This window comes from Brucella sp. TWI559 (genome assembly GCF_039674265.1).
Classification (GTDB): Bacteria; Pseudomonadota; Alphaproteobacteria; order Rhizobiales; family Rhizobiaceae; genus Brucella; species Brucella chromiisoli.
Map to the genome: position 1 here is coordinate 297,132 of NZ_JBDJNE010000001.1, position 24,020 is coordinate 321,151.

Genomic DNA, 24,020 nt, shown 5'->3' on the forward strand with positions numbered 1-24,020 from the left:
TATTGGTAATGCTTTCTCTTTGCCAGCATATAGGAACGCTTACTCGCTATTTATAGATCTAACCCGGAATTTGTCCCATACGTTTTGCAATCAGACGTTCAAGCGCCTGAAAGCTATCGAAAATCAAAATAGCAAGCGCGGCCACCACCAGACCGCCTTGCATAATGAAAGCCAGATTGTTGGAAATTAGCCCGGCGATGATGACTTCGCCGAGCGTCTTTGCTGCGACTGTGGAGCCGATTGTGGCGGTTGCAAGTCCGATCACCGCAGACAGCCTGATGCCGCCCAGAATGACTGGTGTTGCAAGGGGCAATTCCACTTTTACAAGGCGCTGCATGCTGGTCATTCCCATGCCGCGGGCAGCTTCGACCACGGGCGCGGGTAGGGTGGTCAAACCTGTGAGCGTATTCTCAAAAATTGGCAACATCCCATAAAGAAACAGGGCGATAAGTGTTGGCTTATCGCCAAAACCAAACACGGGAACGGCAAGGGCGAGGACGGCAACAGGCGGAAAGGTCTGCCCGATATTCACAAGGCTTCGTGAAAGCGGAAGAAACTCCGCACCCGATGCACGCGTAACCCCGATTGCCATTGCAGTGGCGATGAGCGCTGAAGCACATGTTGCAGCGGCGACAAGCCCAAGATGCTGTAATGTCAGGGTCAGCAGACTTGCGCGCGCATAAATGACCGGTGCGCCTTCATTGACAAGCGGACGCAACAGCGGTTCGAACATATGCGGATGCAAAAGAAACAGCAACAACACGACAAAAAGCAGCAGGCGCGGCGCGAGATACACAAGAAATTTCATCTGGGACGCTCGGCCTGATGCAGAAGTGTTTCCAGCGTCACGCGGCCCAGAGACCTGCCGTCATGATCGTGAACCGGCAGCGCTTTACGCCCTGACCAAAGCATCTCCGCCAGTGCATCGCGCAGCGACGCTGTGACGGGAAGGGCTGCGCCAGTGGCGTCTCCCGGTTGCAGCACCGTTTTAAGGTCGGTTAATGACAAAAGCCGGAACGGGCGTTCACCGGTGCCGACCAGACGCTCCACGAATTCGCTTGTCGGATGTGCGAGGATTTCCGCCGGTGCGCCATATTGCAGCAACTTTCCATCGTCCATCACCGCAATACTGTCGCCAAGCGAAATCGCTTCCTCCATATCATGCGTAACCAGCAGGATGGTCGTGCCAAGACGTTTTTGGATGGCTTTGAGATCTTCCTGTGCCTTCAACCTGACAATGGGATCAAGTGCTCCGAAAGGTTCGTCCATCAGCAGAATATTCGGGCTTGCTGCAAGGGCGCGGGCCACCCCGACACGCTGCGCCTGCCCGCCTGAAAGCTCATGCGGATAACGGTCGCGATAATCTTGCGGTTCAAGCTGGAATAATTCGAGCAATTCATCGACACGGGCTTCTATACGGCTTTTTGACCAGCCTAAAAGAACAGGAACCGTGGCGATGTTTTCGGCGACGCTGCGATGGGGGAAGAGCCCATGTTGCTGGATGACATAACCGATACGCCGCCGCAGTTCATAGCCTGACACATCGTGAATAGTTTGGCCGTCAATGCGGATTTCGCCATGTGTTGGCTCCTCCAGCCGGTTGACCATGCGCAGCAAGGTTGTTTTGCCCGAGCCGGACGTTCCGACAATCGCTGCAATGCTGTGCGGCTTGATCATGAAGCTGACGCTGTCAACGGCTGCCCGTCCGTTATAAAGCTTGGTAATGCGGTCAAACTCGATCATGCGGTTTTCTCTTTTTGGGCAATGTCTATGATGGTATCGAGAATGACACCCGCAGCAAAGGCCAGCAGAACGGTGGGGAGCGCGCCCAAAAGCACGAGATCCATGGCGTTCTGTCCAATGCCTTGAAACACGAAAACGCCAAAACCGCCGCCGCCGATCAATGCAGCAATGGTGGTCAGTCCGATATTTTGAATCATCACGATGCGAATGCCAGTCAGAATGACCGGAAAAGCCAGAGGCATTTCGGTTTTAAAAAGGCTTTGCAACCGCGTCATGCCCATGCCGCGCGCCGCATCGGTGATGGGTGCAGGAACATTGGTCAGGCCTGTCACGGTATTGGCAACAATTGGCAGCAGCGAATAAAGAAACAGCGCAACAAAGGCGGGCGCGGCACCAATACCGCGAATGCCAAGGCTGGCCGCCCATGGAAACTGCATTGCAAACCAGCCAAGCGGAGCGATCAACAGCCCGAAAAGCGCCATGGACGGAATTGTCTGCACGATGTTGAGACTGTTGAGAACATATGCGCGCAGTCTGGGCAGGCGATAGCAGACGAGACCCAGGGGGACACCGATCACGGTTGCGGCAATAAGCGATCCCAGGGCCAGTTCCACATGTCGGCGCGCTTCGTTCCAGAAACTCTGTGCCCGGCTTTGATATTCCTTCATAAAGGAAATGTTGTCCCAGAGCGTAGACGATAACAGCAACCCCAAGAGCACGGTTGCAAGAAGCAGCAGCCCGATGCGGGCGAGCGGTTGCATCTGCAAGCGCACCAGACTGTCAGCCACATAAAGCCCAGCCATGAAAAGCAAAAGCCAGAAGCCTGAGGCGGGCGAAACACGGGCATAGGCGTTGCCCTCCGGCATGAGGTGGGACGCCGCACTTCCCAGCGCCACAAGCAAACATGCAAGGGCAATGCTGCTTGCGGCAAGCCTGAGAAGCCGGGTGTTGACAAAGAGCGCAATCATCAGGCTTGCTACAATGACCGCGAGAAGCACCGTGCTCACTGAACTTGGCAAGGCATCCAGCAGGAAGCGTGCCTCTCCCTGCACAATACGGTTTGGACGCAAGGTCGCAAAAGGCAGCAGCACTCCGCCCATGCCCAAGACCGCGAAAACCAGTCCGAGTTTGTCAATCAAACGTTTTTCAGTCCCGTGCGATGGGCGGTGATGTGTGATTGTGTCTGACAAGAATTCGCTGCCCTGTCAGCTTAGTTGATAAAGCCGTTTTTCTTGAGAAAGTCTTCAGCAACGGCCTTTGCCGGCTCCCCGCCAAGCTGGACACGACCATTGAGGTCCTGAAGTGTGGTGAGGTCGAGTTTCTCAAAGACCGGCTTCAACAAAGCTTCAATTTCGGGGTTCTTCTTAAGCACGTCTTCGCGAATAATCGGCGCTGGCTGATAGACCGGCTGAACGTGCTTATCATCCTCTAGCACCACCAGACCCGAAGGGGCGATGCCGCCATCGGTGCCATAAACCATAGCCGCATTTGCCCCGCTTGTCTGACTGGCTGCCGCTGAAATTGTTGCTGCCGTATCGCCGCCAGAGAGCGTAATGAGCTGATCGGGTTTAAGCGTGAATGCATAGGCCGTCTGGAATGCGGGCAAGGCCGCAGCCGAATTGACAAATTCAGACGATGCAGCAAGCACCACCTTGCCGCCATCGGCGGTGTATTTCCCAAAATCGCTCAAGCTTATCAGCTTGTTTTCGTCGGCGATATCCTTGCGAATGGCAATGCCCCAGGTGTTATTGGCAGGCGAAGGCGTAAGCCAGACAATTTTATTGGCATCATAATCAAGCTTTTTGGCTGTCTCATAAGCCTTGAGTGGATCTTTCCAGAGCGGATCATCCGCCTTGTTGAAAAAGAACGCGGCATTGCCGGTATATTCCGGATAAATATCGATTTCCCCAGCCGTTATGGCCTGACGAACAACGGGCGTGGCTCCAAGCTGGATGCGGTCCTTGGTTTCAATATTGTTGGCGTTGAGAACCGCGATGATAATATTGCCAAGCACGCCACCTTCGGTATCGATCTTGGAGGATACGACAACCTGTGCATGCGCCACGCTCGCGAGCGCGCTTGCACCGGCTAAAAGGGCGAGTGCGAAAGCAGACCCCTTCAAAAGGCTTTGATAAAACATGTTTCTTTTCCCACTGCGCTGGTTTCATTCCATGTCGGATAAACTATGGCACGCGGGCAAAAAGAAAAGTTTATATAAAATTCCCTCCTGACAACAGTCTGGCAGGAGGGGCCAATTCAAGTCAAAACATCAGGCCGCAAAATCGTTTTGCGTGCCGTGTGCTTCGATAGCCTGCGCAAGACGTTCCAGCGCATGAACATAAGCGGCGGTCCGAAGACTGACATTATGTTGTTTTGCGTGGTTCCAGATGGCGCGTCCCTCGCGTTCCATGATGGTTTTGAGGCGTTCATGGATTTCTTCGAGCGTCCAGTAATAACCCTGACGATTCTGAACCCACTCGAAATACGAAACCGTCACGCCACCGGCGTTTGCCAGAATATCCGGCAGCACAATCGTGCCGTTCGCAGCCAGAATCTTGTCAGCCTCAGCGGTCACAGGACCATTGGCAAGCTCGACAATCAACTTGGCTTTGATGGAACCGGCATTCTCGGCATGGATCATGTTTTCCATCGCGCTTGGCACCAGAACATCGCAATCCACGGCAACCAGTTCACTGGCGGTAATGGCTTCATGCCCCCTGGTGCCAGCGGTGGAAACAACCGATTTGTTCTGTGCCTTGGCTTCCAGAAGGGCATCAAGATCAAGCCCATCAGCGCAGTAGACGGCTCCTGATGAATCCGAAACGGCAACGATCTTGTGGCCATCGCTGGCCATCAGCTTTGCAATAAACTGACCGGCGTTGCCAAAACCCTGAACCGTGACGCGAAGCTGCTTTGAGAGGCCGAGGTCATCTGCAAGATGGCGCACCAGATAAAAGCCGCCGCGTGCTGTCGCATCGTTACGACCCAGAGAACCGCCCAGTGCCAGCGGCTTGCCGGTGATAACAGCGGGCGAAGACTGGCCGACGATCTGCGAATACTCGTCTGCCATCCAGCCCATAATCATTGAGTTGGTGTAAACGTCCGGTGCCGGAATATCGCGATCTGGGCCGATAATGCCGGAGAAAGCCTGAATATAGGCGCGCGACAGACGCTCCAGTTCAGCTTTCGAAAGCTGACGCGGATCAACCTGAATGGCACCCTTGCCGCCGCCATAAGGCAGGTTCATGACCGCGCATTTGAAGGTCATCCAGAAAGCGAGCGTTTCGACTTCTTCAGCGGTTGCTTCGGGATGGTAGCGAATGCCACCTTTGGTCGGTCCGCGGGTGTCGTCGTAACGGCAGCGCCATGCAAGAAAGGATTTGCGCGATCCATCATCCATGCGGATCATCAACCGCACTTTCATGGTTTCGCGGGCGTATTTCAGCTTTTCGATAACATCCGGATCGATATTGATATGACTTGCAGCCTCATCAAGACGAACGAGAGCGCTTTCGAGTATATTCTCCTTAGTCATAAAATCACCTTTCTTGCTTTTATCCCTCTTTAAAGGGGTGTTTATGAGCGCTTGAGTAGCGCTTCACGCAATAAAAGAAAAGAGAAAAGGACAATATTGTTGTCCTATTAGTATGAAATCTTTTTGAAGATTTCTAATGTGGTGTCTTTTACGAAATACGAAGAACGAGCGGCCCAAAGGCCTTTTGGCGACAATGTCGCGAAATGGTGGTCATGTCGTATTTGTGTCGTCTTTTGACGCAAGTCTGCTGTCGATTTTATGCGCTACCCAATACAAATATCGTCAGAGGTTTTTCATGCGCCACAGGAGAGCATGAACCGTAAGACTGGTGGTTTGTATATGTCCCGCTTTTCGTTAGCTTCCATCGTTGGCAATGCGCTGTCCGGCAACAAGAACTGGAAACCGCAATGGCCGAATGCCGAACCCAAGGCCGAATATGATGTGATCATTGTCGGTGCTGGCGGGCATGGTCTGGGTGCAGCCTATTATCTGGCGAAAGAGCACGGCATCACCAATGTTGCGGTGATTGAAAAAGGCTGGCTTGGCGGCGGCAATACCGGTCGAAACACCACCATTATCCGCTCCAACTATCTCTATGACGAGAGCGCACATCTTTACGAACATGCGATGAAACTGTGGGAAGGGCTTAGTCAGGACCTCAATTATAACGTTATGTTCTCGCAGCGCGGCGTGATGATGCTGGCGCACACCGTGCATGATGTGCAGAGCTTCAAGCGGCACATCCATTCCAACCGTCTCAATGGCATCGACAATGAATGGCTGACCAAAGAGCAGGCGAAGGAATTCTGCCCGCCGCTCGATATTTCAGCCAATGCGCGGTATCCTGTTGTTGGTGCCAGCTTGCAGCGACGCGGTGGTGTTGCCCGTCACGATGCGGTTGCATGGGGCTATGCACGCGGCGCAACTGAACGCGGCGTCGATATTATTCAGAATTGCCCGGTAACGGCTATTCGTCGCGATGCCTCTGGTCGTGTGACCGGCGTTGAAACGCCGCGCGGTTTCATCAAGGCAAAGAAGGTCGCAGTGTCGGCGGCAGGTAGCACTTCCGTCGTGATGGATACGGCCGGTGTGCGTATGCCGCTTGAAAGCTATCCGCTACAGGCGCTTGTATCCGAGCCGGTCAAGCCGATCTTCCCTTGCGTGGTCATGTCCAACACCGTCCATGCCTATATCAGCCAGTCCGACAAGGGCGAGCTGGTGATTGGTTCGGGCACTGACCAGTATGTCTCTTATAGTCAGCGCGGCGGTCTGCCGTTGATCGAGCATACGCTGGCTGCCATCTGCGAAGTTTTCCCGATTTTCACCCGTATGCGCATGTTGCGCAAATGGGGTGGTATCGTTGATGTTACGCCGGATCGTTCGCCGATCATTGGCAAGACGCCGGTGCCGGGCCTCTTTGTGAATTGCGGCTGGGGCACGGGCGGTTTCAAGGCGACGCCGGGTTCAGCCAATGTCTTTGCGCATACGATTGCCCGTGACGAACCGCACTGGATCAATGCACCGTTTACGCTTGAACGCTTCACCACCGGTCGCCTGATCGACGAAGCGGCTGCTGCCGCTGTGGCGCACTAAGGAATAGGGGAAACACAAAATGCTTCTTATCCGTTGCCCTTATTGCGAGATGGAACGTCCTGAACTGGAATTCGCTTATGCAGGTGAAGCGCATATCGCGCGTCCAGCCGACCCCTCGACGCTTTCCGATGATGAATGGCGTGATTTCCTGTTCACACGCTCCAATCCACGCGGCACCCATTATGAACGCTGGCGGCATATCAATGGCTGCGGTCGCTTCTTCAATGCGGTGCGTGACACGGTGAGCGACAAGTTTGTCACCACCTACAAGGCCGGTGAACCCCGTCCTGCTTTGGCAGAAACTCCGGCTGCGGAGACAAAATAATGACCGATATGCGCATTCATAACAAAGGCCGTGTCAATAAGGCCAAATCCGTACGGTTCAGCTTCAATGGCAAATCCTATGCGGGTTTTGAAGGCGACACGCTGGCCTCCGCTTTGCTTGCCAATGGCGAGCATCTGGCCGGTCGTTCATTTAAATACCACCGTCCGCGCGGTATTCTTTCCGCAGGTTCCGAAGAGCCGAATGCGCTGATGGGCGTCTCAAGAGGATCGGGTCGCTACGAGCCGAATACCCGCGCAACGATTCTCGAACTCTATGACGGTCTGAAGGCCGAAACGCAGAACCACTGGCCGTCGCTGAAACACGATGTCGGCGCGATCAATGATGCGCTCTACATGTTCTTCTCGGCAGGCTTTTACTACAAGACCTTCATGTGGCCGAAAAGCTTCTGGAACAAGGTCTATGAGCCTTTCATCCGTGGCGCTGCCGGTCTTGGCAAGTCGCCATCCGAACCGGACCCAGACACTTATGCCAGCCGCTATGCTTTCTGCGACGTGCTGATCGCTGGCGGTGGACCTGCCGGTCTGGCTGCCGCGCTTGAGGCCGCAAAGAGTGGTGCGAAGGTTATTCTCGTTGACGAACAGGCCGAATTTGGCGGCTCGCTTCTGTCGGAACCAGAGCCGGTCATCAATGGCCGCGCAAGCTGGGACTGGCTCAGTGAAACTATTGCGGTCCTTAAAGCCAATCCGAATGTCACGCTTTTGCCGCGCACAACTGCCATTGGCTATTATCATCAGAACATGGTCGGGCTTTGCGAGCGCCTGACCGATCATCAGGCAAAGCCCGCCACCAATGCCCCGCGTGAACGCATGTGGCGCGTGCGTGCCAAGCAGGTGGTTTTGGCGCAGGGCGCGATTGAAAAGCCGCTGGTCTTTGCGGGCAATGACCGCCCCGGCGTGATGCTGGCGTCCGCTGCCCGCACCTATCTCAACCGCTATGGCGTCAAGGTCGGCAATCAGGCGGTTGTCGTCACCTCGCATGACAGCGCATGGCTTGCAGCTTTTGATCTCGCGGTTGCAGGCGTGAAAATTCCGGCCATCATCGATGTGCGTTCAAGCGTTGCCGACAGCCTTATCAATCGTGCAAAAATGCTCGGCATTGAAACGCTCACGGGCTGGACTGTGACGGACACAGGCGGTCGCCATCGCGTATCGTCGGTGCGCGCTAATCCGGTTTCCAATGGTTCGGTCGGTGCTGCGCGCACGATTGCCTGTGATGCTCTGCTGATGTCGGGCGGCTGGAATCCGAGTGTGCATCTTTTCTCGCACACCAAAGGCTCGCTGATCTGGGACGAAGCACGTCAGATCTATCTGCCGGGCGAACGCACCGAGGAAAGCCGCTGTGCCGGTGCTGGTAATGGCAATTTCGATTTGCAGGCCGCTCTTCGTGAGGGTGCGGAAGCGGGTGCTGCCGCTGCGAAGGATGCAGGCCATAAAGCCAAGGCATCCGAATATGCGGTTGCCGGTGATTTCATCTGCGATGGCATCAGCGTGCGCGAACTGCCAACGGATCGCGATCCGGGCAAAGCCAAGGCTTTCATCGATTTCCAGAATGATGTGACCGCCAAGGATATTCGTTTGGCTGTGCGCGAAGGCTTTCACTCCATCGAACATGTCAAGCGCTATACCACCAACGGCATGGCGACCGATCAGGGCAAGACGTCGAACATCAACGGTCTGGCTGTAGCAGCCGATGCGCTCAAGCGCCCGACACCGCAGGTTGGCCTCACCACCTTCCGTCCGCCTTATACGCCGACGACCTTTGGCGCTTTCTGCGGTTACAATCGCGGCAAACTGTTTGATGTCACACGCAAGACACCGATTGATAGCTGGGCCGAACAGCATGGCGCAGCTTTCGAGCCGGTTTCGCTGTGGCGCCGCGCATGGTATTTTCCGAAAACCGGCGAAAACATGCATCAGGCCGTAGCGCGTGAATGTCGTGCTACACGTGAATCATTGGGCATGTTCGACGCTTCAACGCTCGGCAAGATCGAAGTGGTTGGCCCGGATGCGGCCGAATTCATGAACCGTATGTATACCAATCCATGGACGAAACTTGGTATCGGTCGCTGCCGTTATGGTCTGCTGCTCGGCGAAGATGGCTTCATCCGCGATGACGGTGTTGTTGGTCGTCTGACACAGGATCGTTTCCATGTGACCACCACGACCGGCGGTGCAGCTCGCGTGCTCAATATGATGGAAGATTATCTCCAGACTGAATGGCCGGACTTGAAGGTCTCGCTCACATCGACCACTGAACAGTGGGCTGTGGTCGCAATCAATGGCCCGAATGCACGTAAGCTCATTGAGCCAATGGTTGAAGGTCTGGATATTTCCGATGAAGCTTTCTCGCATATGTCGGTCGCGGAATGCAAATTCCTCGGCGTACCGGCGCGTCTGTTCCGCATGAGCTTCACCGGCGAACTCGGCTATGAAATCAACGTGCCCGCTCGTTACGGTCTTTCGCTGTGGAAGGCGCTTTATGAAGCGGGTCAGCAATATGACATTACGCCTTATGGCACCGAAACCATGCATGTTCTGCGCGCGGAAAAAGGCTATATCATTGTCGGTCAGGATACGGACGGCACGGTAACACCGGATGATGCAAGCCTTGGCTGGGCTGTTGGTAAGCAGAAGCCGGATTTCGTCGGCAAGCGTTCGCTGACACGCCCCGATATGCTGAAAAAGGATCGCAAGCATCTGGTGGGCCTTCTAACCAAAGATCCAAAGCTGGTGCTCGAAGAAGGTGCGCAGATTGTCGCTGATCCAAAGCAGGCTGTTCCGATGACGATGCTTGGCCATGTCACGTCGGCTTACTGGAGCGAGGCGCTGGGCCGGTCTATCGCCATGGCTGTGGTATCGGGTGGCAAGGATCGTATGGGCGAAACGCTTTATATGCCGATGCCGGATGGTAGCGTAAATGAAGCAGTTGTTTCGGGTATGGTTTTCTATGATCCCGAAGGCAAGAAGTTAAACGGATAAGGATTGAACCATGCTTGTTGAGACAAAACCTTATTCGAACCGCAAGGTTGTCATTCCCGGTCGTCTGGAAATCTTTGCTGCAGAAGATGCAGCCCGTTTCATTCTGCGCATTGCGCCTGAAAAACTGGGCTTGGCTGAAAAGGCGCTGGGTGCAAAAATTCCGGCTAAAGTCGGTGGTCTTATCCGCACAGATGATATTGCGGTTGCCTGCATCGGACCGGATGAATGGTATATCTGGGCAGACGAAAGCAGAGGCGCAGCGATTACACAGGCTTTTGCCAAGCTTTATGAAAATGAGCCGCATAGCCTGACGGAAGTCAGTCACCGTGAAACCGGCATCGATATTTCCGGTTCCAAGGCCGAATGGTTGCTCAATGCCGCTTCGCCGCTTAATCTTGCCGAGATGGGGCATCCGGGTGCTGCGCGCACAATCTTTGATCACGCCCAGATCATTTTGTTGAAATGGGATGCCGATCATTACCGCATCGAAGTGTGGAATTCGTTTGCAGATCACGTCTGGACCTTGCTGGAACTGGCCAGCAATGAAGTCTGATTGATCCCCTGTGTTACTGAAAACGCCGCCCAACCGGGCGGCGTTTTTGTATTCTGCGCTTCATTTCGGCTTGCCTTCCATAAATCCATATGTGAAGACTGTATTCACATAAGAAATTCATGAGGAGGGAATTTCCCAATGTCGGAAAGCGAACTGCCGTTGAGCGGGCTTGTCGTTGTCGATATGAGCCAGTTTCTGTCGGGGCCTTATTGTTCGTTGCGTCTGATGGATCTGGGCGCACGTGTCATCAAGATTGAACGGCCCGATGGCGGCGACCTTTCGCGCAGACTTTATCTGAGCGACACGGAAATTGGTGGCGATTCCACGATTTTTCATGCGATCAATCGCGGTAAGGACAGCCTTGCGATTGATCTTAAAAACCCTGACGATCTCATCGTGTTGAAGAAGCTTCTCACACAGGCCGATGTGCTGATCCAGAACTTCCGTCCCGGTGTTATTAAGCGTCTTGGCCTTGATTACGAGGCCGTTCAGCAAATCAACCCGCGTCTCGTCTATGCATCAATCAGTGGCTATGGCGAAGAGGGGCCATGGGTCGGGCGTCCGGGACAGGACTTGCTGGCGCAGGCGCGTTCGGGCCTGATGTGGCTCAATGGTGATGAAGGGCAGGGGCCGGTCCCCTTTGGTCTTGCGGTCGCCGATATGCTGGCAGGGGCTGCGGCTGCACAAGGTATTCTCGCAGCATTGGTGCGCCGTGGCATCACCAATAAAGGCTCGCATGTCGAAACCAGCCTTCTCGAAGCACTGGTCGATTTCCAGTTTGAAGTGCTGACCACCCACCTGAACGACGGTCGTCGTCTGCCAAAGCGTTCTGAGTTCCGTAGCGCCCACGCTTATCTTTCAGCACCCTATGGGGTTTATCCGGCGTCGGACGGCTATCTGGCGATTGCCATGATGCCGATTGCGAAACTCGCACCCCTGCTTGAAACAGATACACTTGCGCCTTTCATGGACGATCCGAAGATTGCATTTGCACAGCGCGATGAAATCAAACGTCTGATTGCTGCGCGTATTGCGGAGAAAACCGTCGATGAATGGCTCGCCATTCTGGAACCCGCTGACATTTGGTGCGCGCGCGTTCTCAACTGGGAAGAATTGCTCAAAAGCGAAGGGTTTTCAACCCTCGACATGCTGCAAACAGTCACCCGTGCGGATGATGTTTCCATCACCACGACGCGTTCGCCGCTGCGCATCAATGGGCAGCGCCCGAAGGTCTCACGCGCCGCGCCGCGCATTGGCGAAAACAGCAAAGAAATTCGCGAGGAATTCGGACTATGAGCACGATCAAGCTGAAAGGCATGACCTGGAGCCACCCGCGCGGCTATGATCCGATGGTTGCGGGTGCTCAACAATGGCTTGCTGACAAGGGCGTTGAAATCGAGTGGGAAAAGCGCTCGCTACAGGATTTCGAGACCTTTCCGGTTGAGGAACTGGCGCGCAATTTCGATATGATCGTGATCGACCATCCGCATGTCGGCCAGATCACCAAAGAAGGCTGCCTACTGCCGCTTGATGTGCCGGGGCGCGAAGCGGAACTTGCGGCGCTTGCCGATGGCTCCGTGGGCCAATCTTTTCCAAGCTATAACTGGCAGGGTCGGCAATGGGCATTTCCAGTGGATTCAGCGACACAGGTTCAGGCATGGCGTCCTGACCTGATGGATGATCCGGCCATTTCATGGGGCGAAGTGCTGCGTCTTGCCCGCGCTGGCAAGGTGCTTTTGCCCTTGCGCTCACCGCATTCGTTGATGAGCTTTTATACACTCGCCGCCAATGCCGGAACACCTTGCTCAGTGGAAGGCGAACTGATCTCTGTTGAGGATGGCTCACACGCTTTCGAACAACTGCGCGAACTGGCTTCGTTGGTTGCGCCTGAATGTCTCGGCATGGATCCGATTGCCGTGTTTGAAGAAATGGCAGCGCCGGACTCTGAAATCGCCTGCTCCCCGCTGATTTACGGCTATGTGAATTACGCCATGCCGGGCTTCCGTGACCGGCTGATCCGCTTTGCCGATATTCCATCGGGGCCGGCGGGTGTTGCGGGTTCTGCTCTGGGGGGCACGGGCATTGCCGTTTCAGCCTTCAGCAGGCATCCGCAAGCCGCGATTGATTTTGCTTACTGGATTGCAAGCGGTGACGTGCAAAAGGGGCTTTATGCTGCTTCCAACGGCCAACCGGGGCATGCGGGAGCCTGGGAAGACGATGCAGTCAATGCTGCGACGTTAGGCTTTTATCGCGACACCCGCTCGACGCTGGAAGGTGCATGGGTGCGTCCGCGTCACGATGGCTATATGTCGTTTCAGGAAGCGGCCTCCGAGCGCATCAACAAGGGCTTGCAGGAAAACGAGAAGGCGGAACATGTCGTCGCCGATCTTAACCGGCTTTTCCGCGCAAGTTTTTAATCAAAAAATATTGGGCTGGCGATCAACTCGCCAGCCCAATCAGTTTATAGCTTCCAAAGGCGCCTTGCATTATCCGCAAGCAGCAGCGCCTTTTCGTCTTCGCTGCATCCTTTAATCAGCGCATGGGTTGTCGCGACCCATGTGGAAAGACCGGCATCGACATTGCTCGCTAAGGTGCAGACCGGCCAATCGCTGCCCCACACGATCCGCTCCCAGCCGAAGGACTGAATCACATGCTCGACATAGGGGCGCAGGGTCTCGACCGTCCAGCTTTCAGGCTTTGCATAGGCGACCACACCTGAAATCTTGGCGACCACATTATCGCGCTGCGCAATCTCGGTGATGCCCTTCTGCCAGACTTCCAGCGCGCCCGATTTGATGTCCGGCACGCCGCAGTGATCAAGCACGAATTGCAGGTCCGGTGCGAGGTCGGCCAGTGCCAGAACCTTGTCAATCTGATGCGGGAGTGCGCAGAGATCAAAGGTCAGTCCCGTGCCTTGCAACCGCTTGATATTTTCGCGAAACAAAGCACCTTCGGACAGTTCGTCCGGCACCACATGCAGCACACGGCGAAAACCTTTGATAAAGGGATTGCGCAGGCTCTGCTCCAGATACGTGGCAAATCCCGGTTCTTCCGGGCGACATGAGGCTATTGCACCTTTGATGAAGCCACCATTGGCGATGGAAATAGCCTGAATATGCTTGGTTTCAGCTTCAATCGCATCCGCTGCAACGTCCACTTCCATATGCAATGCGGCATGAATGCCGCAGCGTTCTGCCTGTTGTCTGTATGTCTCAAACAGGAAGTCGCGGTTGAGCGCAGGCACGTCCGCAAGCCATGGATAATTGAGCGTGCTTTTGTCAATCAGATGCAGATGCGTATCGATAATCATAAAAACTCTCCTCCGATTGCATAATTTCAAAAAAGAAGAGAGTTTTCAAATACGAATTTACTCTTTAGCCCTTAATCAGTTGTGCCAATATCTGATCCGACAAGCCTGGACAGATCTTTGACGGTTTTTTGCAGCAGGCTGATGGTCTGGGTAATGTCAGGCGCGGAAGCTGAATTCACCAAAGTCACATAGGGGCAGGTGAGGGCTGCAATACAGGAACCATCCGGCCCAAGAATGGGTGCGGAGAGGTTATAGACGCCAGCGACCTGTGCGCTGGGCATCATTTCATAGCCGCGCTCACGGATTTGGTCGAGCCGCTCATAGAAGCTTTCATCGAGATTGCCGCTTTCACCGTGTTTGACATATTCGGCGATCATCATCTTGCGCTCTTCCGGTGTGCGGAAGGCGAGCAGCACATGACCGGACCCGGTGTCAAACAGGCTGATATGTGAGCCGACGCGGATCGAAATACCCCAGTATTCCGGGGCTTCCTGCTGCGCAATCACCACAACGGAACCGCGATCAAACACGGCCAGCTGATTAGCCTGTCGTGAGCGATCCGCAAGTTCGCGCATGAAAGGGGTGGCAAAGGAAGCAAGTCTGCGTACCGGCGCATGAAGATGCGCAAGGCCAAACAGCTTGAGCGTCAGCGAATAGCGGTCACCTTCGAGCTTGGTCACGTAACCACGCTTCACCAGACGGTCCAGCATCCGGTAAAATTCGTTGGGGCTGCGGTCGAGATATTTGGCAATCTCGGCCTGACTCAAACCTCCATCGACACTGGCCAACAATTCGAGAATGTCCAGTCCTTTGTCGAGTGCAGGAGCGCGATAACGATCGTCTGTTTCCAAGTTCAGTCCCCTTATGAATATCTCATTTTATATGCGAATACCGCCGGCGATGAAAGACGGGATCATATCGAAAGCGCCTTGACCCATTGTGAATATTATGTTTGCATATAAATATAGAATTCACAATTGGGGGCGGATATGGGAGTGTCCGTCATGAGGAGGAAAGCATGAGGAATTTTACGACTTCTGTGCTGGCAGGTTCTGTTCTGCTGGCGACAGGGATGATTTCTGCGGGGGCGGCCGATCTTCCGGGTAAATTCGAAGGCGTTACAATCAACGCCAAGCTGATTGGTGGCCAGCAATATGAGGCGCTTTATTCGCGGATCGCTGAATGGGAAAAAGCGACCGGCGCAAAGGTCAATATTCTCTCCAAGAAGAACCACTTCGAGCTCGACAAGGAAATCAAGTCGGACATTGCATCCCGCTCCATCAACTGGTGCGTCGGCTCCAACCATTCCTCATTTGCCCCGCAATATCCTGACCTTTATGCAGACCTGAACGGCTTGCTTCCCAAAGAGGAACTGGAAGGCTTTGTTCCGTCCACGATCAAAGCTTCCACACTCAACGACAAGCTGGTTATGCTGCCGCGCGCGCAGTTTGACGTTTCGGCGCTCTATTATCAAAAGAGCCTTTACGAAGATGACGCCAAGAAGGCGGCTTTCAAGGAAAAATACGGCTACGATCTCGCACCGCCTAAGACCTGGAAAGAAGTGTCCGATCAGGCGGTATTCTTTGCTGATCCACCGAATTTCTACGGCACACAGTTTGCAGGCAAGGAAGAAGCCATCAATGGCCGCTTCTATGAAATGCTGGTCGCTGAAGGCGGCGAATATCTGGATGCTGACGGCAAACCAGCTTTTAACTCAGAAGCCGGTGTACGTGCGCTCGACTGGTTTGTTAATCTCTATAAAGACAAGGCTGTTCCGGCTGGCACCACCAATTATCTCTGGGATGAGCTGGGTGCTGGCTTTGCGTCGGGCACCATTGCGCTCAATCTGGACTGGCCGGGCTGGGCAACCTATTTCAACGATCCAAAGTCGTCGAAAGTTGCTGGCAATGTCGGCGTTGTGGTTGCACCTGAAGGTTCCGCTGGCAAGCGCACGGGCTGGTCAGGTCATCATGGCTTCTCAGTCACAGAATCCTGTGACAACAAGGATGCTGCTGCATCGCTTGTCTGGTTCCTGACCAATGAAGACTCGCAGAAGCAGGAATCAGCCGCAGGCACGTTGCCAACTCGTACTGCTGTCTGGGATTATGTGATCGAGCAGGCCGCTTCTGATCCATATAAGAAGGAAGTGCTCTCCGTGTTCCAGGAAACGGCAAAGACCGCGTTCCCGGTTCCGCAGACCCCATCATGGATCGAGATTTCCAATGCTGTCTATCCTGAACTTCAGGCAGCTATCCTTGGCGACAAGACCTCACAGCAGGCACTTGATGATGCAGCCAAGAAGGCAACGCTGATCCTTGAGGATGTAGGCGAGCTGTAACCTCGTTTAATACCCCCGTGGCTCGCCTTTGGAAAACCAATGGCGGGCCGTTTTGACAGGGTTTCCCGCTGATACACCGCCTCGGAAGAACAATGTTTAAACGAATTTCCCCGCCGGTTTTGCTTTTGCTTCCGGCCTTCATCATTCTCGCAGCGGTGGTTTTGTTTCCCCTCGCGCTTTCACTTTATTCAAGCTTCACGCCTTTCCGGCTGACGCGTCCTGACAGCCTGTTTACCTTTATCGGCCTGCGCAATTATCAGCGCATCATGACCGACTGGGTGTTCTGGGCTGCATTCATTCGCACGGTGATCTTCCTCACCATTGCGCTCAATCTGGAAATGCTGCTCGGCCTTGGTCTGGCGCTGCTCATCAACAAGGCCACCCATGGCCAGCGCCTTTTGCGCACACTGATGATGTTCCCGATGATGTTCTCGCCGGTTCTGGTCGGCTTCCAGTTCAAGTTCATGTTCAACGACAATATTGGTCTGGTGAACAATGCGCTGCAATCGTTAGGCATCACCAGTCAGGCTATTCCGTGGCTGATCGACGGCAATCTGGCGCTGTTTGCCATTCTGCTGGCAGAAGTCTGGATGTCCACTTCGGTATTCGCGATCCTCATTCTTGGCGGTCTTCTGTCGATGCCGCAGGATCCGGTGGAAGCGGCGCGTGTTGACGGCTGCACGCCATGGCAGACATTCCGCTATGTCATCTGGCCTTATCTGATGCCGTTTGCGTTCATCGCAATGACCATTCGTTCGCTCGATGTGGCACGCGCTTATGACATCGTGAAAATCATGACCGATGGTGGCCCCGCACGCCGCACCGAGTTGATCTGGACGCTGGTCGGACGCACCGCCTATTCGGATGCGCAGATGGGGCTTGCCAATGCCATGGCCTATGTCGCGATCCTGCTTTCGATCCTCTTCACCGTAATGTTTTTCCGCAAGCTTGCAGCTGCACGCGCGCAAATCGGAGCGGAGTGGTAATCATGGCTCACGCAACACTCTCTAATGATCAGCATCGCCTGCTGCGCCGCGTCAAAAAAGTCGCCTATCTCATCGGCCTGTTTCTGGCGATGGCGATCATCTGTCTTCCGGGTTTGTGGATCGTGCTTTCGTCGTTGCGTCCCCCCGTTGAAATCATGGCAAAGCCTCCGGTCTGGATTCCGCAGGAAATCACGCTCGATGCTTATTATGCGATGTTCTCAGGCGCAGGCGGTGGCGGTATTCCGGTCTGGGATTATTTCCGCAACTCGCTGATTATCTCGGTCACATCGACCCTCATTGCGCTGGTTGTCGGTGTTTCGGGTGGCTATGCCTTTGCGCGCTTCCGCTTCTTTGGCAAGTCGACGACATTCCTTGGTCTCATGCTGACGCGTTCGGTGCCGGGTATAGCGCTTTCGTTGCCGCTCTTCATGCTCTATTCGCGTATTGGCATCATCGACACGCATTTCGGCCTGATCATCACCTATGTGGCGCTCAATGTGCCTTTCACGATCTGGCTGATCGACGGCTTCTTCCGTCAGGTGCCAAAAGACTTGGCGGAAGCAGCGCAGATTGATGGCTGCACACGCTGGCAGGCTTTCTGGCAGGTGGAGTTTCCACTGGCTGGTCCGGGCATTGCGACCGCAGGCATCTTCGCTTTTCTCACCTCATGGAACGAATATGCGCTGGCTTCCCAGCTCACCCGTTCTATTAATTCCAAGACCCTTCCTGTTGGTCTTCTCGATTACACCGCTGAATTCACCATCGACTGGCGTGGCATGTGCGCGCTGGCGGTCGTGATGATTATTCCGGCGCTGACCCTCACATTCATCGTTCAGAAGCATCTTGTTGCTGGCCTGACGTTCGGCGCGGTTAAAGGTTGATATAAAATGGCTCAGCTTTCCATTAAAAATCTTGTCAAGCGTTATGGCACTGTCGAAGTGGTGCATGGCATCAATCTCGAAATCGCCGACAAGGAATTTGTTGCGCTTGTTGGTCCTTCGGGCTGTGGCAAGTCCACGACGCTGCGCATGATTGCAGGTCTTGAAAGCATCTCGGATGGCGCACTCGAAATCGGCGGCAGGCAAGTCAACGATTTGCCGCCGCGTGATCGCAACATCTCTATGGTGTTCCAGTCCTATGCGCTTTATCCGCATATGTCGGTGCGTGAGAACATGGGCTTCTCGCTCAAAATCGCTAAGCAGCCGCAGGCGGAAATCGACCGCCGCGTCAATGAAGCATCCAGCATTCTTGGCCTTGAAGCGCTGATAGAACGTCGTCCGGCGCAGCTTTCAGGCGGTCAGCGCCAGCGCGTTGCCATGGGACGCGCGATCGTGCGCAATCCGGAAGTGTTTCTGTTTGACGAACCGCTTTCAAACCTCGATGCGAAGCTGCGCACGCAGATGCGCACTGAGATCAAGAAGCTCCATGCCAAGGTTCAGTCGACAGTTGTTTACGTGACGCATGATCAGGTCGAGGCCATGACGCTGGCTGATCGTATCGTCATCATGCGCGATGGCCATATTGAGCAGGTCGGAACACCGGATGAAGTGTTCAAGCGTCCGGCAACGCAGTTTGTCGCTGGCTTCATCGGCTCGCCGCCGATGAATATGGCCGAGGCAACGGTGCAAGGTGCAGAATTGGTTTTTGCCACGGGTGAACGTCTGCCAGTGCCCGCACAATTCAAAGCCAAGGTCACGGAAGGCGCGAAGGTCACATTCGGCCTTCGCCCGGATGATCTGTTCCCGACCGGCCACGGCATTTCTACCGGCGATGCCGGAACATCGCATGAGCAGGATATGACTGTCTCGATCACCGAACCGCTTGGCAATGAAACGCTGGTCTTTGTCGAGTTTGCCGGAAAGGAATGGGTGGCGCGCATGCTCAACCCGCGTCACCTTAACTCCGGCGAAGCGATCTCAATGCATTTTGATCTATCGCAGGCGCATCTGTTTGATGCGGCAAGTGGTAAGAGTTTGGCAGTTTAATCATGGCACGGATTGAAAAAGTCGAACTGCGCATGGTTGACCTTCCGCCGAAGGTTAAGCGTACTGATGCGATCCAGAGCTTTGTCAGTCAGGAAACGCCAATTGTCACCATCACCGACAGCGATGGTGCTGTTGGTACAGGCTATAGCTATACTATCGGCACCGGCGGCTCGTCCGTCATGCGGCTCTTGAGCGATCATCTGGTGCCGCTGATTATCAACGAGGATGCCGATTGCATTGAGGCGATCTGGCGCAAGCTCGAATTTGCAACCCATGCCACAACCATTGGTGCGATTACGGCCTTAGCGCTTGCCGCAATCGACACGGCCCTCTGGGATCTGCGTGCGAAAAAGCAGAACCTGCCACTGTGGAAGCTTGCGGGTGGTGCCAAGGATCGCTGTCCGCTTTACACGACCGAAGGCGGTTGGTTGCATATCGAAAAAGAAGCACTGGTTGAGGATGCACTAGTTGCCAAGGCCAAGGGCTTTTCCGGTTCCAAGGTCAAGATCGGCAAGCCGCATGGTTCGGAAGACTATGCACGTCTTGCGGCTGTTCGCGCAGCCGTTGGTAATGGCTTTGAGATCATGACCGACTGCAATCAGGGCTTTAGCGTGGATGAAGCGATCCGCCGCGCCGAGCGTCTGAAAGAACTTGATCTTGCATGGATTGAGGAGCCGCTTCCGGCGGATGATCTTGATGGCCATATCCGCCTGACCCGTTCCACACCGACACCGATTGCGGTGGGTGAATCGATCTATTCGATCCGCCATTTCCGCGAATATATGCAGAAGGGCGCATGCTCTATCGTTCAGGTGGATGTGGCGCGCATCGGCGGCATCACACCATGGCTGAAAGTGGCCCACGCCGCAGAAGCGTTCGACATTCCGGTCTGCCCGCACTTCCTGATGGAACTGCATGTCAGCCTCACCTGTGCCGTGCAGAACGGGCGCTATGTCGAATATATCCCGCAGCTTGATGACCTGACCACAAAGGGCATGGAAATTCGTGATGGCCACGCCATTGCCCCATCGGAAGCTGGCATTGGTATTTCTTGGGATTGGGATGCTGTACGCGCGCGTTCGGTTTCCGAATTCACCCGCGAGATCGTGAGATCGTAATGGTTCAAAGAATGGGTATGGTGATCGGGCTGAAGCCTGAAAAGATCGCAGACTATAAAAAGTTGCACGCGAGCGTGTGGCCGGAAATTCTCGCACTCATTTCCGCATGCAACATCACCAATTATACGATCTTTCTCAAAGAGCCGGAAAACCTGCTGTTTGGCACATGGGAATATGTCGGCACGGACTTTGGAGCTGACATGAAGAAGATGGCCGATAATCCTAAAAATCAGGAATGGTGGTCAGTCTGTATGCCTTGCCAGAAGCCATTTGAAACCCGTAAAGAGGGCGAGTGGTGGGCCATGATGGAGGAGGTTTTCCATCATGACTGAAGCTTTCGATCCGAAAAGCCTGCGCCAATGGTGGGCGAAGCCTGCCACACCGAAACCAATCGTGATTTTCGGCGCGGGCAGCATTGTCGGCGATGCGCATCTGCCAGCCTATAAGCAGGGCGGCTTTCCGGTTGCAGGCATTTTCGATCCCAATCTGGACAAGGCTTCAGCGCTTGCTGTTCAATGGGGCGTGAAAGCTTTCGCAAACTTGCAAGAGGCACTTGCCGTTGAAGACGCAATCTTTGATCTGGCAACGCCGCCCTCAGCCCATGCTTCGATCCTGTCGCAATTGCCGGAAGGTGCGGCGTGTCTCATTCAGAAGCCGATGGGCAGCGACTTGGAAAGTGCTACGAAAATCCTGAAAGTCTGCCGTGCGCGCAATCTCAAGGCTGCGGTGAATTTCCAGCTGCGTTTCGCGCCGATGATGTTGGCACTTTACGACGCCGTCGATAAGGGCTTGCTTGGTGAAGTCGTGGATTTCGACGCATGGCTGGCGCTTGCGACCCCTTGGGGTCTGTGGCCGTTCCTCAAAGGCCTGCCGCGCATCGAGATCGCCATGCACTCGATCCATTATCTCGATTTCGTGCGTGGTCTGCTCGGTAATCCGCAAGGTGTTCATGCCAAAACCATTGGCCATCCGAACCACGAAGTCGCCCAGACCCGCACGGCTGCTATTCTCGATTACGGCAACCGCGTGCGCTGTGCACTGTCGATCAATCACGACCATGATTTTGGCCGCAAGTTTCAGGCCTGCGAGTTCCGCATTTGCGGCACCGAAGGGGCTGCCTATGTGAAACTCGGTGTCAATCTTGACTATCCGCGCGGGGAACCGGACGAGCTTTGGATCAAGCCAAAGGGTGGCGACGACTGGGTGCAGGTGGAGCTTCAAGGCGCATGGTTCCCGGACGCATTCTTAAACCGCATGGCGCAATTGCAGCGCTTCGCCACTGGTGAAGATACAGAACTGATCGGCTCGGTTGAAGATGCATGGCAAACTATGGCGCTGGTTGAAGCCGCTTATCAGTCGAGCGCTGCGCCTGCCACGCCGCTTGCTGCAAAACCGGAGTTCTGATCATGTCTGAACAGGCGATCTATTTTGAAGACTATGAGCTGGGCCACCAGCGCATAACCTATGGCCGCACGATCACCGAAACGGATTTCGTGGTGCATGCCGGTCATACGGGTGATTTCTTTCCGCACCACATGGATGCAGAATTTGCAAAAACCTTGCCGGGGGGTCAGCGCATTGCGCATGGGACAATGATCTTTGCAATCGGTGTCGGTCTGACTGCGACGCTGATTAACCCTGTTGCGTTTTCCTATGGCTATGATCGCCTTCGCTTCGTGCGTCCGGTGCATATCGGCGATACGATCCGCACGCGCGTGACGATTAGCGCAAAGGAAGACGATCCGAAACGGACAAATATGGGCCGCGTTACCGAGCGGTGCGAAGTGCTTAATCAGCGGGACGAAGTGGTGCTTGCTTGCGATCACATCCTGCTTGTTGAACGGAAGGCATGACTATGACGATACGATTTGATGGAAAAACAGCGCTGATCACAGCGGCTGCTCAGGGCATTGGCCGCGCCAGCGCGCTGGCTTTTGCAGAAGCAGGCGCAAAGGTCTATGCGACCGACATCAACGAGGCAGCACTCAAAGAACTCGAAGGCGTTTCCGGCATCATCACACGCAAGCTCAATGTGCTTGACGAGGCCGAAGTAAAGACGCTCGTTGCCGAGATCGGTCAGGTCGACATTTTGTTCAACTGCGCGGGCGTCGTGCATGGTGGTTCTATCCTCGAAATGAAGGACGAAGACCTCGACTTCGCCGTTAATCTGAACGTCAAAGCAATGATCCGCACAATTCAGGCTGTGCTGCCGGGCATGCTGGAACGCAAAGACGGCGCCATCGTCAACATGGCCTCGGTTGCTTCGAGCGTCAAAGGCGTGCCGAACCGCTTCGCCTATGGCGTCACCAAGGCTGCTGTGATCGGTCTCACCAAGGCTGTTGCTGCTGATTATGTTGCCAAAGGCATTCGCTGCAACGCCATCTGCCCCGGTACGGTTGAAAGTCCATCGCTTCAGGACCGTCTGCGCGCGCAGGGCGATTATGAAGAACAGCGCGCCGCTTTCATAGCGCGTCAGCCAATTGGTCGTATTGGTCAGCCGGAAGAAATTGCCGATCTCGCGGTCTATCTCGCAGGTGCCACTTACACGACTGGTCAGGCGTATAACATCGACGGCGGCTGGACAATTTAAGTTCGCTGCTGCAAATCCCCACAAGGAGTAAACTTATGAAATTTCTTCGTTATGGCGAAACGGGTCAGGAAAAGCCGGGCCTTCTCGATGCCGACGGCAATATCCGTGATCTTTCTGCGCATGTCAGTGATCTGTCCGGTGCCGTTCTCAGCCCTGAAGCGCTCGCAAAGCTTGGCTCGCTTGACGTCAACGCACTGCCAAAGGTTGAAGGCAATCCACGTCTCGGCCCATGTGTTGCAGGCACTGGCAAGTTTATCTGCATCGGCCTCAATTATGCCGATCACGCAGCAGAATCCGGTATGGCTGTGCCGCCAGAGCCAGTTATCTTCATGAAGGCAACTTCGGCAATCGTCGGCCCGAATGATGATCTCATCATCCCGCGCGGCTCGGAAAAAACCGACTGGGAAGTCGAATTCGGTATCGTTATCGGCAAGACCGCGAAATATGTCTCGGAAGACGATGCGCTTGATTACGTTGCTGGCTATTGCACGCTGCATGATGTTTCGGAACGCGCTTTCCAGATCGAACGCGCGGGTCAGTGGACCAAGGGCAAGTCCTGCGACACATTCGGCCCAACCGGTCCATGGCTGGTGACAAAGGACGAAGTTGCTGATCCGCAGAACCTCAAAATGTGGCTCACGGTCAATGGCGAAACCATGCAGGACGGCTCGACCAAGACCATGGTCTATGGCGTGCGTTATCTGGTTTCCTATCTGTCGCAGTTCATGTCATTGCAGCCGGGTGACATCATTTCCACTGGGACGCCTCCCGGCGTTGGCATGGGCATGAAGCCACCGCGCTATCTCAAGGCTGGCGACGTTGTTGAACTCGGCATTGAAGGCCTCGGCACACAGAAGCAAAACGTGCGCGCCGACGTTTAATTATTTTGGGCATGCCCCCAAACGGTTGAGGTTTGGGGGATCATGCTCGGATAACGGATAAAAC

The 24,020-nt window shown here is 54.7% G+C and carries 23 protein-coding genes; 16 read left to right on the top strand and 7 right to left on the bottom strand.

What is annotated here, in order from left to right:
* Positions 1 to 58: 58 nt before the first annotated feature.
* The 5 genes from ABE530_RS01345 to ABE530_RS01365 all read right to left on the bottom strand — a co-directional run bounded on the left by ABE530_RS01345 (position 59) and on the right by ABE530_RS01365 (position 5,278).
* Positions 59 to 808 (bottom strand): ABC transporter permease, encoded by a 750-nt coding sequence (locus ABE530_RS01345; RefSeq protein ID WP_499693353.1) that lies wholly within the window; start codon positions 806 to 808, stop codon positions 59 to 61.
* Positions 805 to 1,743 (bottom strand): ABC transporter ATP-binding protein, encoded by a 939-nt coding sequence (locus ABE530_RS01350; RefSeq protein ID WP_499693354.1) that lies wholly within the window; start codon positions 1,741 to 1,743, stop codon positions 805 to 807. The genes ABE530_RS01345 and ABE530_RS01350 overlap by 4 nt, the downstream gene beginning before the upstream one ends.
* Positions 1,740 to 2,933, bottom strand: coding sequence for an ABC transporter permease (locus ABE530_RS01355; RefSeq protein WP_499693355.1), 1,194 nt, complete (start codon positions 2,931 to 2,933; stop codon positions 1,740 to 1,742). The genes ABE530_RS01350 and ABE530_RS01355 overlap by 4 nt, the downstream gene beginning before the upstream one ends.
* 20 nt (positions 2,934 to 2,953) lie before the next feature.
* Positions 2,954 to 3,883 (bottom strand): glycine betaine ABC transporter substrate-binding protein OsmF, encoded by a 930-nt coding sequence (gene osmF / locus ABE530_RS01360; RefSeq protein WP_499693356.1) that lies wholly within the window; start codon positions 3,881 to 3,883, stop codon positions 2,954 to 2,956.
* A 129-nt stretch (positions 3,884 to 4,012) separates the two neighbouring features.
* On the bottom strand, positions 4,013 to 5,278 hold the full coding sequence (locus tag ABE530_RS01365; protein ID WP_265982800.1) for a Glu/Leu/Phe/Val family dehydrogenase: 1,266 nt from the start codon (positions 5,276 to 5,278) through the stop codon (positions 4,013 to 4,015).
* 339 nt (positions 5,279 to 5,617) lie between these two features.
* Here ABE530_RS01365 and ABE530_RS01370 point away from each other — a divergent pair, with 339 nt between their 5' ends.
* The 6 genes from ABE530_RS01370 to ABE530_RS01395 all read left to right on the top strand — a co-directional run bounded on the left by ABE530_RS01370 (position 5,618) and on the right by ABE530_RS01395 (position 13,165).
* Positions 5,618 to 6,871: a sarcosine oxidase subunit beta family protein gene (locus ABE530_RS01370; RefSeq protein ID WP_499693655.1), complete on the top strand. Its 1,254-nt coding sequence runs from the start codon at positions 5,618 to 5,620 to the stop codon at positions 6,869 to 6,871.
* A 19-nt stretch (positions 6,872 to 6,890) separates the two neighbouring features.
* Positions 6,891 to 7,196 (top strand): sarcosine oxidase subunit delta, encoded by a 306-nt coding sequence (locus ABE530_RS01375; protein ID WP_007873390.1) that lies wholly within the window; start codon positions 6,891 to 6,893, stop codon positions 7,194 to 7,196.
* Positions 7,196 to 10,195, top strand: a complete 3,000-nt coding sequence (locus tag ABE530_RS01380; protein ID WP_499693357.1) for a sarcosine oxidase subunit alpha — start codon at positions 7,196 to 7,198, stop codon at positions 10,193 to 10,195. Before ABE530_RS01375 ends, ABE530_RS01380 begins: the two co-directional genes overlap by 1 nt.
* 10 nt (positions 10,196 to 10,205) lie before the next feature.
* Positions 10,206 to 10,748 (top strand): sarcosine oxidase subunit gamma, encoded by a 543-nt coding sequence (locus tag ABE530_RS01385; protein ID WP_499693358.1) that lies wholly within the window; start codon positions 10,206 to 10,208, stop codon positions 10,746 to 10,748.
* A gap of 138 nt (positions 10,749 to 10,886) precedes the next feature.
* Positions 10,887 to 12,044, top strand: a complete 1,158-nt coding sequence (locus tag ABE530_RS01390) for a CaiB/BaiF CoA transferase family protein (RefSeq protein WP_499693359.1) — start codon at positions 10,887 to 10,889, stop codon at positions 12,042 to 12,044.
* A complete protein-coding gene (locus ABE530_RS01395) occupies positions 12,041 to 13,165 on the top strand; it encodes an extracellular solute-binding protein (RefSeq protein ID WP_499693360.1) in 1,125 nt (374 codons plus the stop codon). Before ABE530_RS01390 ends, ABE530_RS01395 begins: the two co-directional genes overlap by 4 nt.
* Before the next feature lie 44 nt (positions 13,166 to 13,209).
* Here ABE530_RS01395 and ABE530_RS01400 read toward each other — a convergent pair whose 3' ends face one another.
* Complete coding sequence (locus ABE530_RS01400) at positions 13,210 to 14,058, bottom strand: amidohydrolase family protein (protein ID WP_499693361.1); 849 nt, start codon at positions 14,056 to 14,058, stop codon at positions 13,210 to 13,212.
* A gap of 71 nt (positions 14,059 to 14,129) precedes the next feature.
* Positions 14,130 to 14,924, bottom strand: coding sequence for an IclR family transcriptional regulator (locus ABE530_RS01405; RefSeq protein ID WP_265983833.1), 795 nt, complete (start codon positions 14,922 to 14,924; stop codon positions 14,130 to 14,132).
* Between the two features lie 152 nt (positions 14,925 to 15,076).
* Between ABE530_RS01405 and ABE530_RS01410 the strand changes: the two genes are divergently transcribed.
* The 10 genes from ABE530_RS01410 to ABE530_RS01455 all read left to right on the top strand — a co-directional run bounded on the left by ABE530_RS01410 (position 15,077) and on the right by ABE530_RS01455 (position 23,956).
* Positions 15,077 to 16,396, top strand: coding sequence for a type 2 periplasmic-binding domain-containing protein (locus ABE530_RS01410; protein WP_265982809.1), 1,320 nt, complete (start codon positions 15,077 to 15,079; stop codon positions 16,394 to 16,396).
* 92 nt (positions 16,397 to 16,488) lie between these two features.
* Positions 16,489 to 17,382, top strand: a complete 894-nt coding sequence (locus tag ABE530_RS01415) for a carbohydrate ABC transporter permease (protein ID WP_499693362.1) — start codon at positions 16,489 to 16,491, stop codon at positions 17,380 to 17,382.
* 2 nt (positions 17,383 to 17,384) lie between these two features.
* Positions 17,385 to 18,263 (top strand): carbohydrate ABC transporter permease, encoded by an 879-nt coding sequence (locus ABE530_RS01420; protein ID WP_265982813.1) that lies wholly within the window; start codon positions 17,385 to 17,387, stop codon positions 18,261 to 18,263.
* A gap of 6 nt (positions 18,264 to 18,269) precedes the next feature.
* Entirely contained in the window at positions 18,270 to 19,367 is a 1,098-nt protein-coding gene (locus tag ABE530_RS01425; protein WP_499693363.1) for an ABC transporter ATP-binding protein, read from the top strand.
* 2 nt (positions 19,368 to 19,369) lie between these two features.
* Entirely contained in the window at positions 19,370 to 20,485 is a 1,116-nt protein-coding gene (locus ABE530_RS01430; protein ID WP_499693364.1) for a mandelate racemase/muconate lactonizing enzyme family protein, read from the top strand.
* A complete protein-coding gene (locus ABE530_RS01435; protein WP_499693365.1) occupies positions 20,485 to 20,817 on the top strand; it encodes an L-rhamnose mutarotase in 333 nt (110 codons plus the stop codon). The genes ABE530_RS01430 and ABE530_RS01435 overlap by 1 nt, the downstream gene beginning before the upstream one ends.
* Complete coding sequence (locus ABE530_RS01440) at positions 20,810 to 21,889, top strand: Gfo/Idh/MocA family protein (RefSeq protein WP_499693366.1); 1,080 nt, start codon at positions 20,810 to 20,812, stop codon at positions 21,887 to 21,889. Before ABE530_RS01435 ends, ABE530_RS01440 begins: the two co-directional genes overlap by 8 nt.
* 2 nt (positions 21,890 to 21,891) lie before the next feature.
* Entirely contained in the window at positions 21,892 to 22,338 is a 447-nt protein-coding gene (locus ABE530_RS01445; RefSeq protein ID WP_499693367.1) for a MaoC/PaaZ C-terminal domain-containing protein, read from the top strand.
* 2 nt (positions 22,339 to 22,340) lie between these two features.
* Positions 22,341 to 23,075 carry an SDR family oxidoreductase gene (locus ABE530_RS01450; protein WP_499693368.1) on the top strand — a complete coding sequence of 245 codons (735 nt, stop codon included), beginning with the start codon at positions 22,341 to 22,343 and terminating at the stop codon, positions 23,073 to 23,075.
* A 35-nt stretch (positions 23,076 to 23,110) separates the two neighbouring features.
* Entirely contained in the window at positions 23,111 to 23,956 is an 846-nt protein-coding gene (locus tag ABE530_RS01455; protein ID WP_499693369.1) for a fumarylacetoacetate hydrolase family protein, read from the top strand.
* The last annotated feature ends 64 nt before the right edge of the window (positions 23,957 to 24,020 follow it).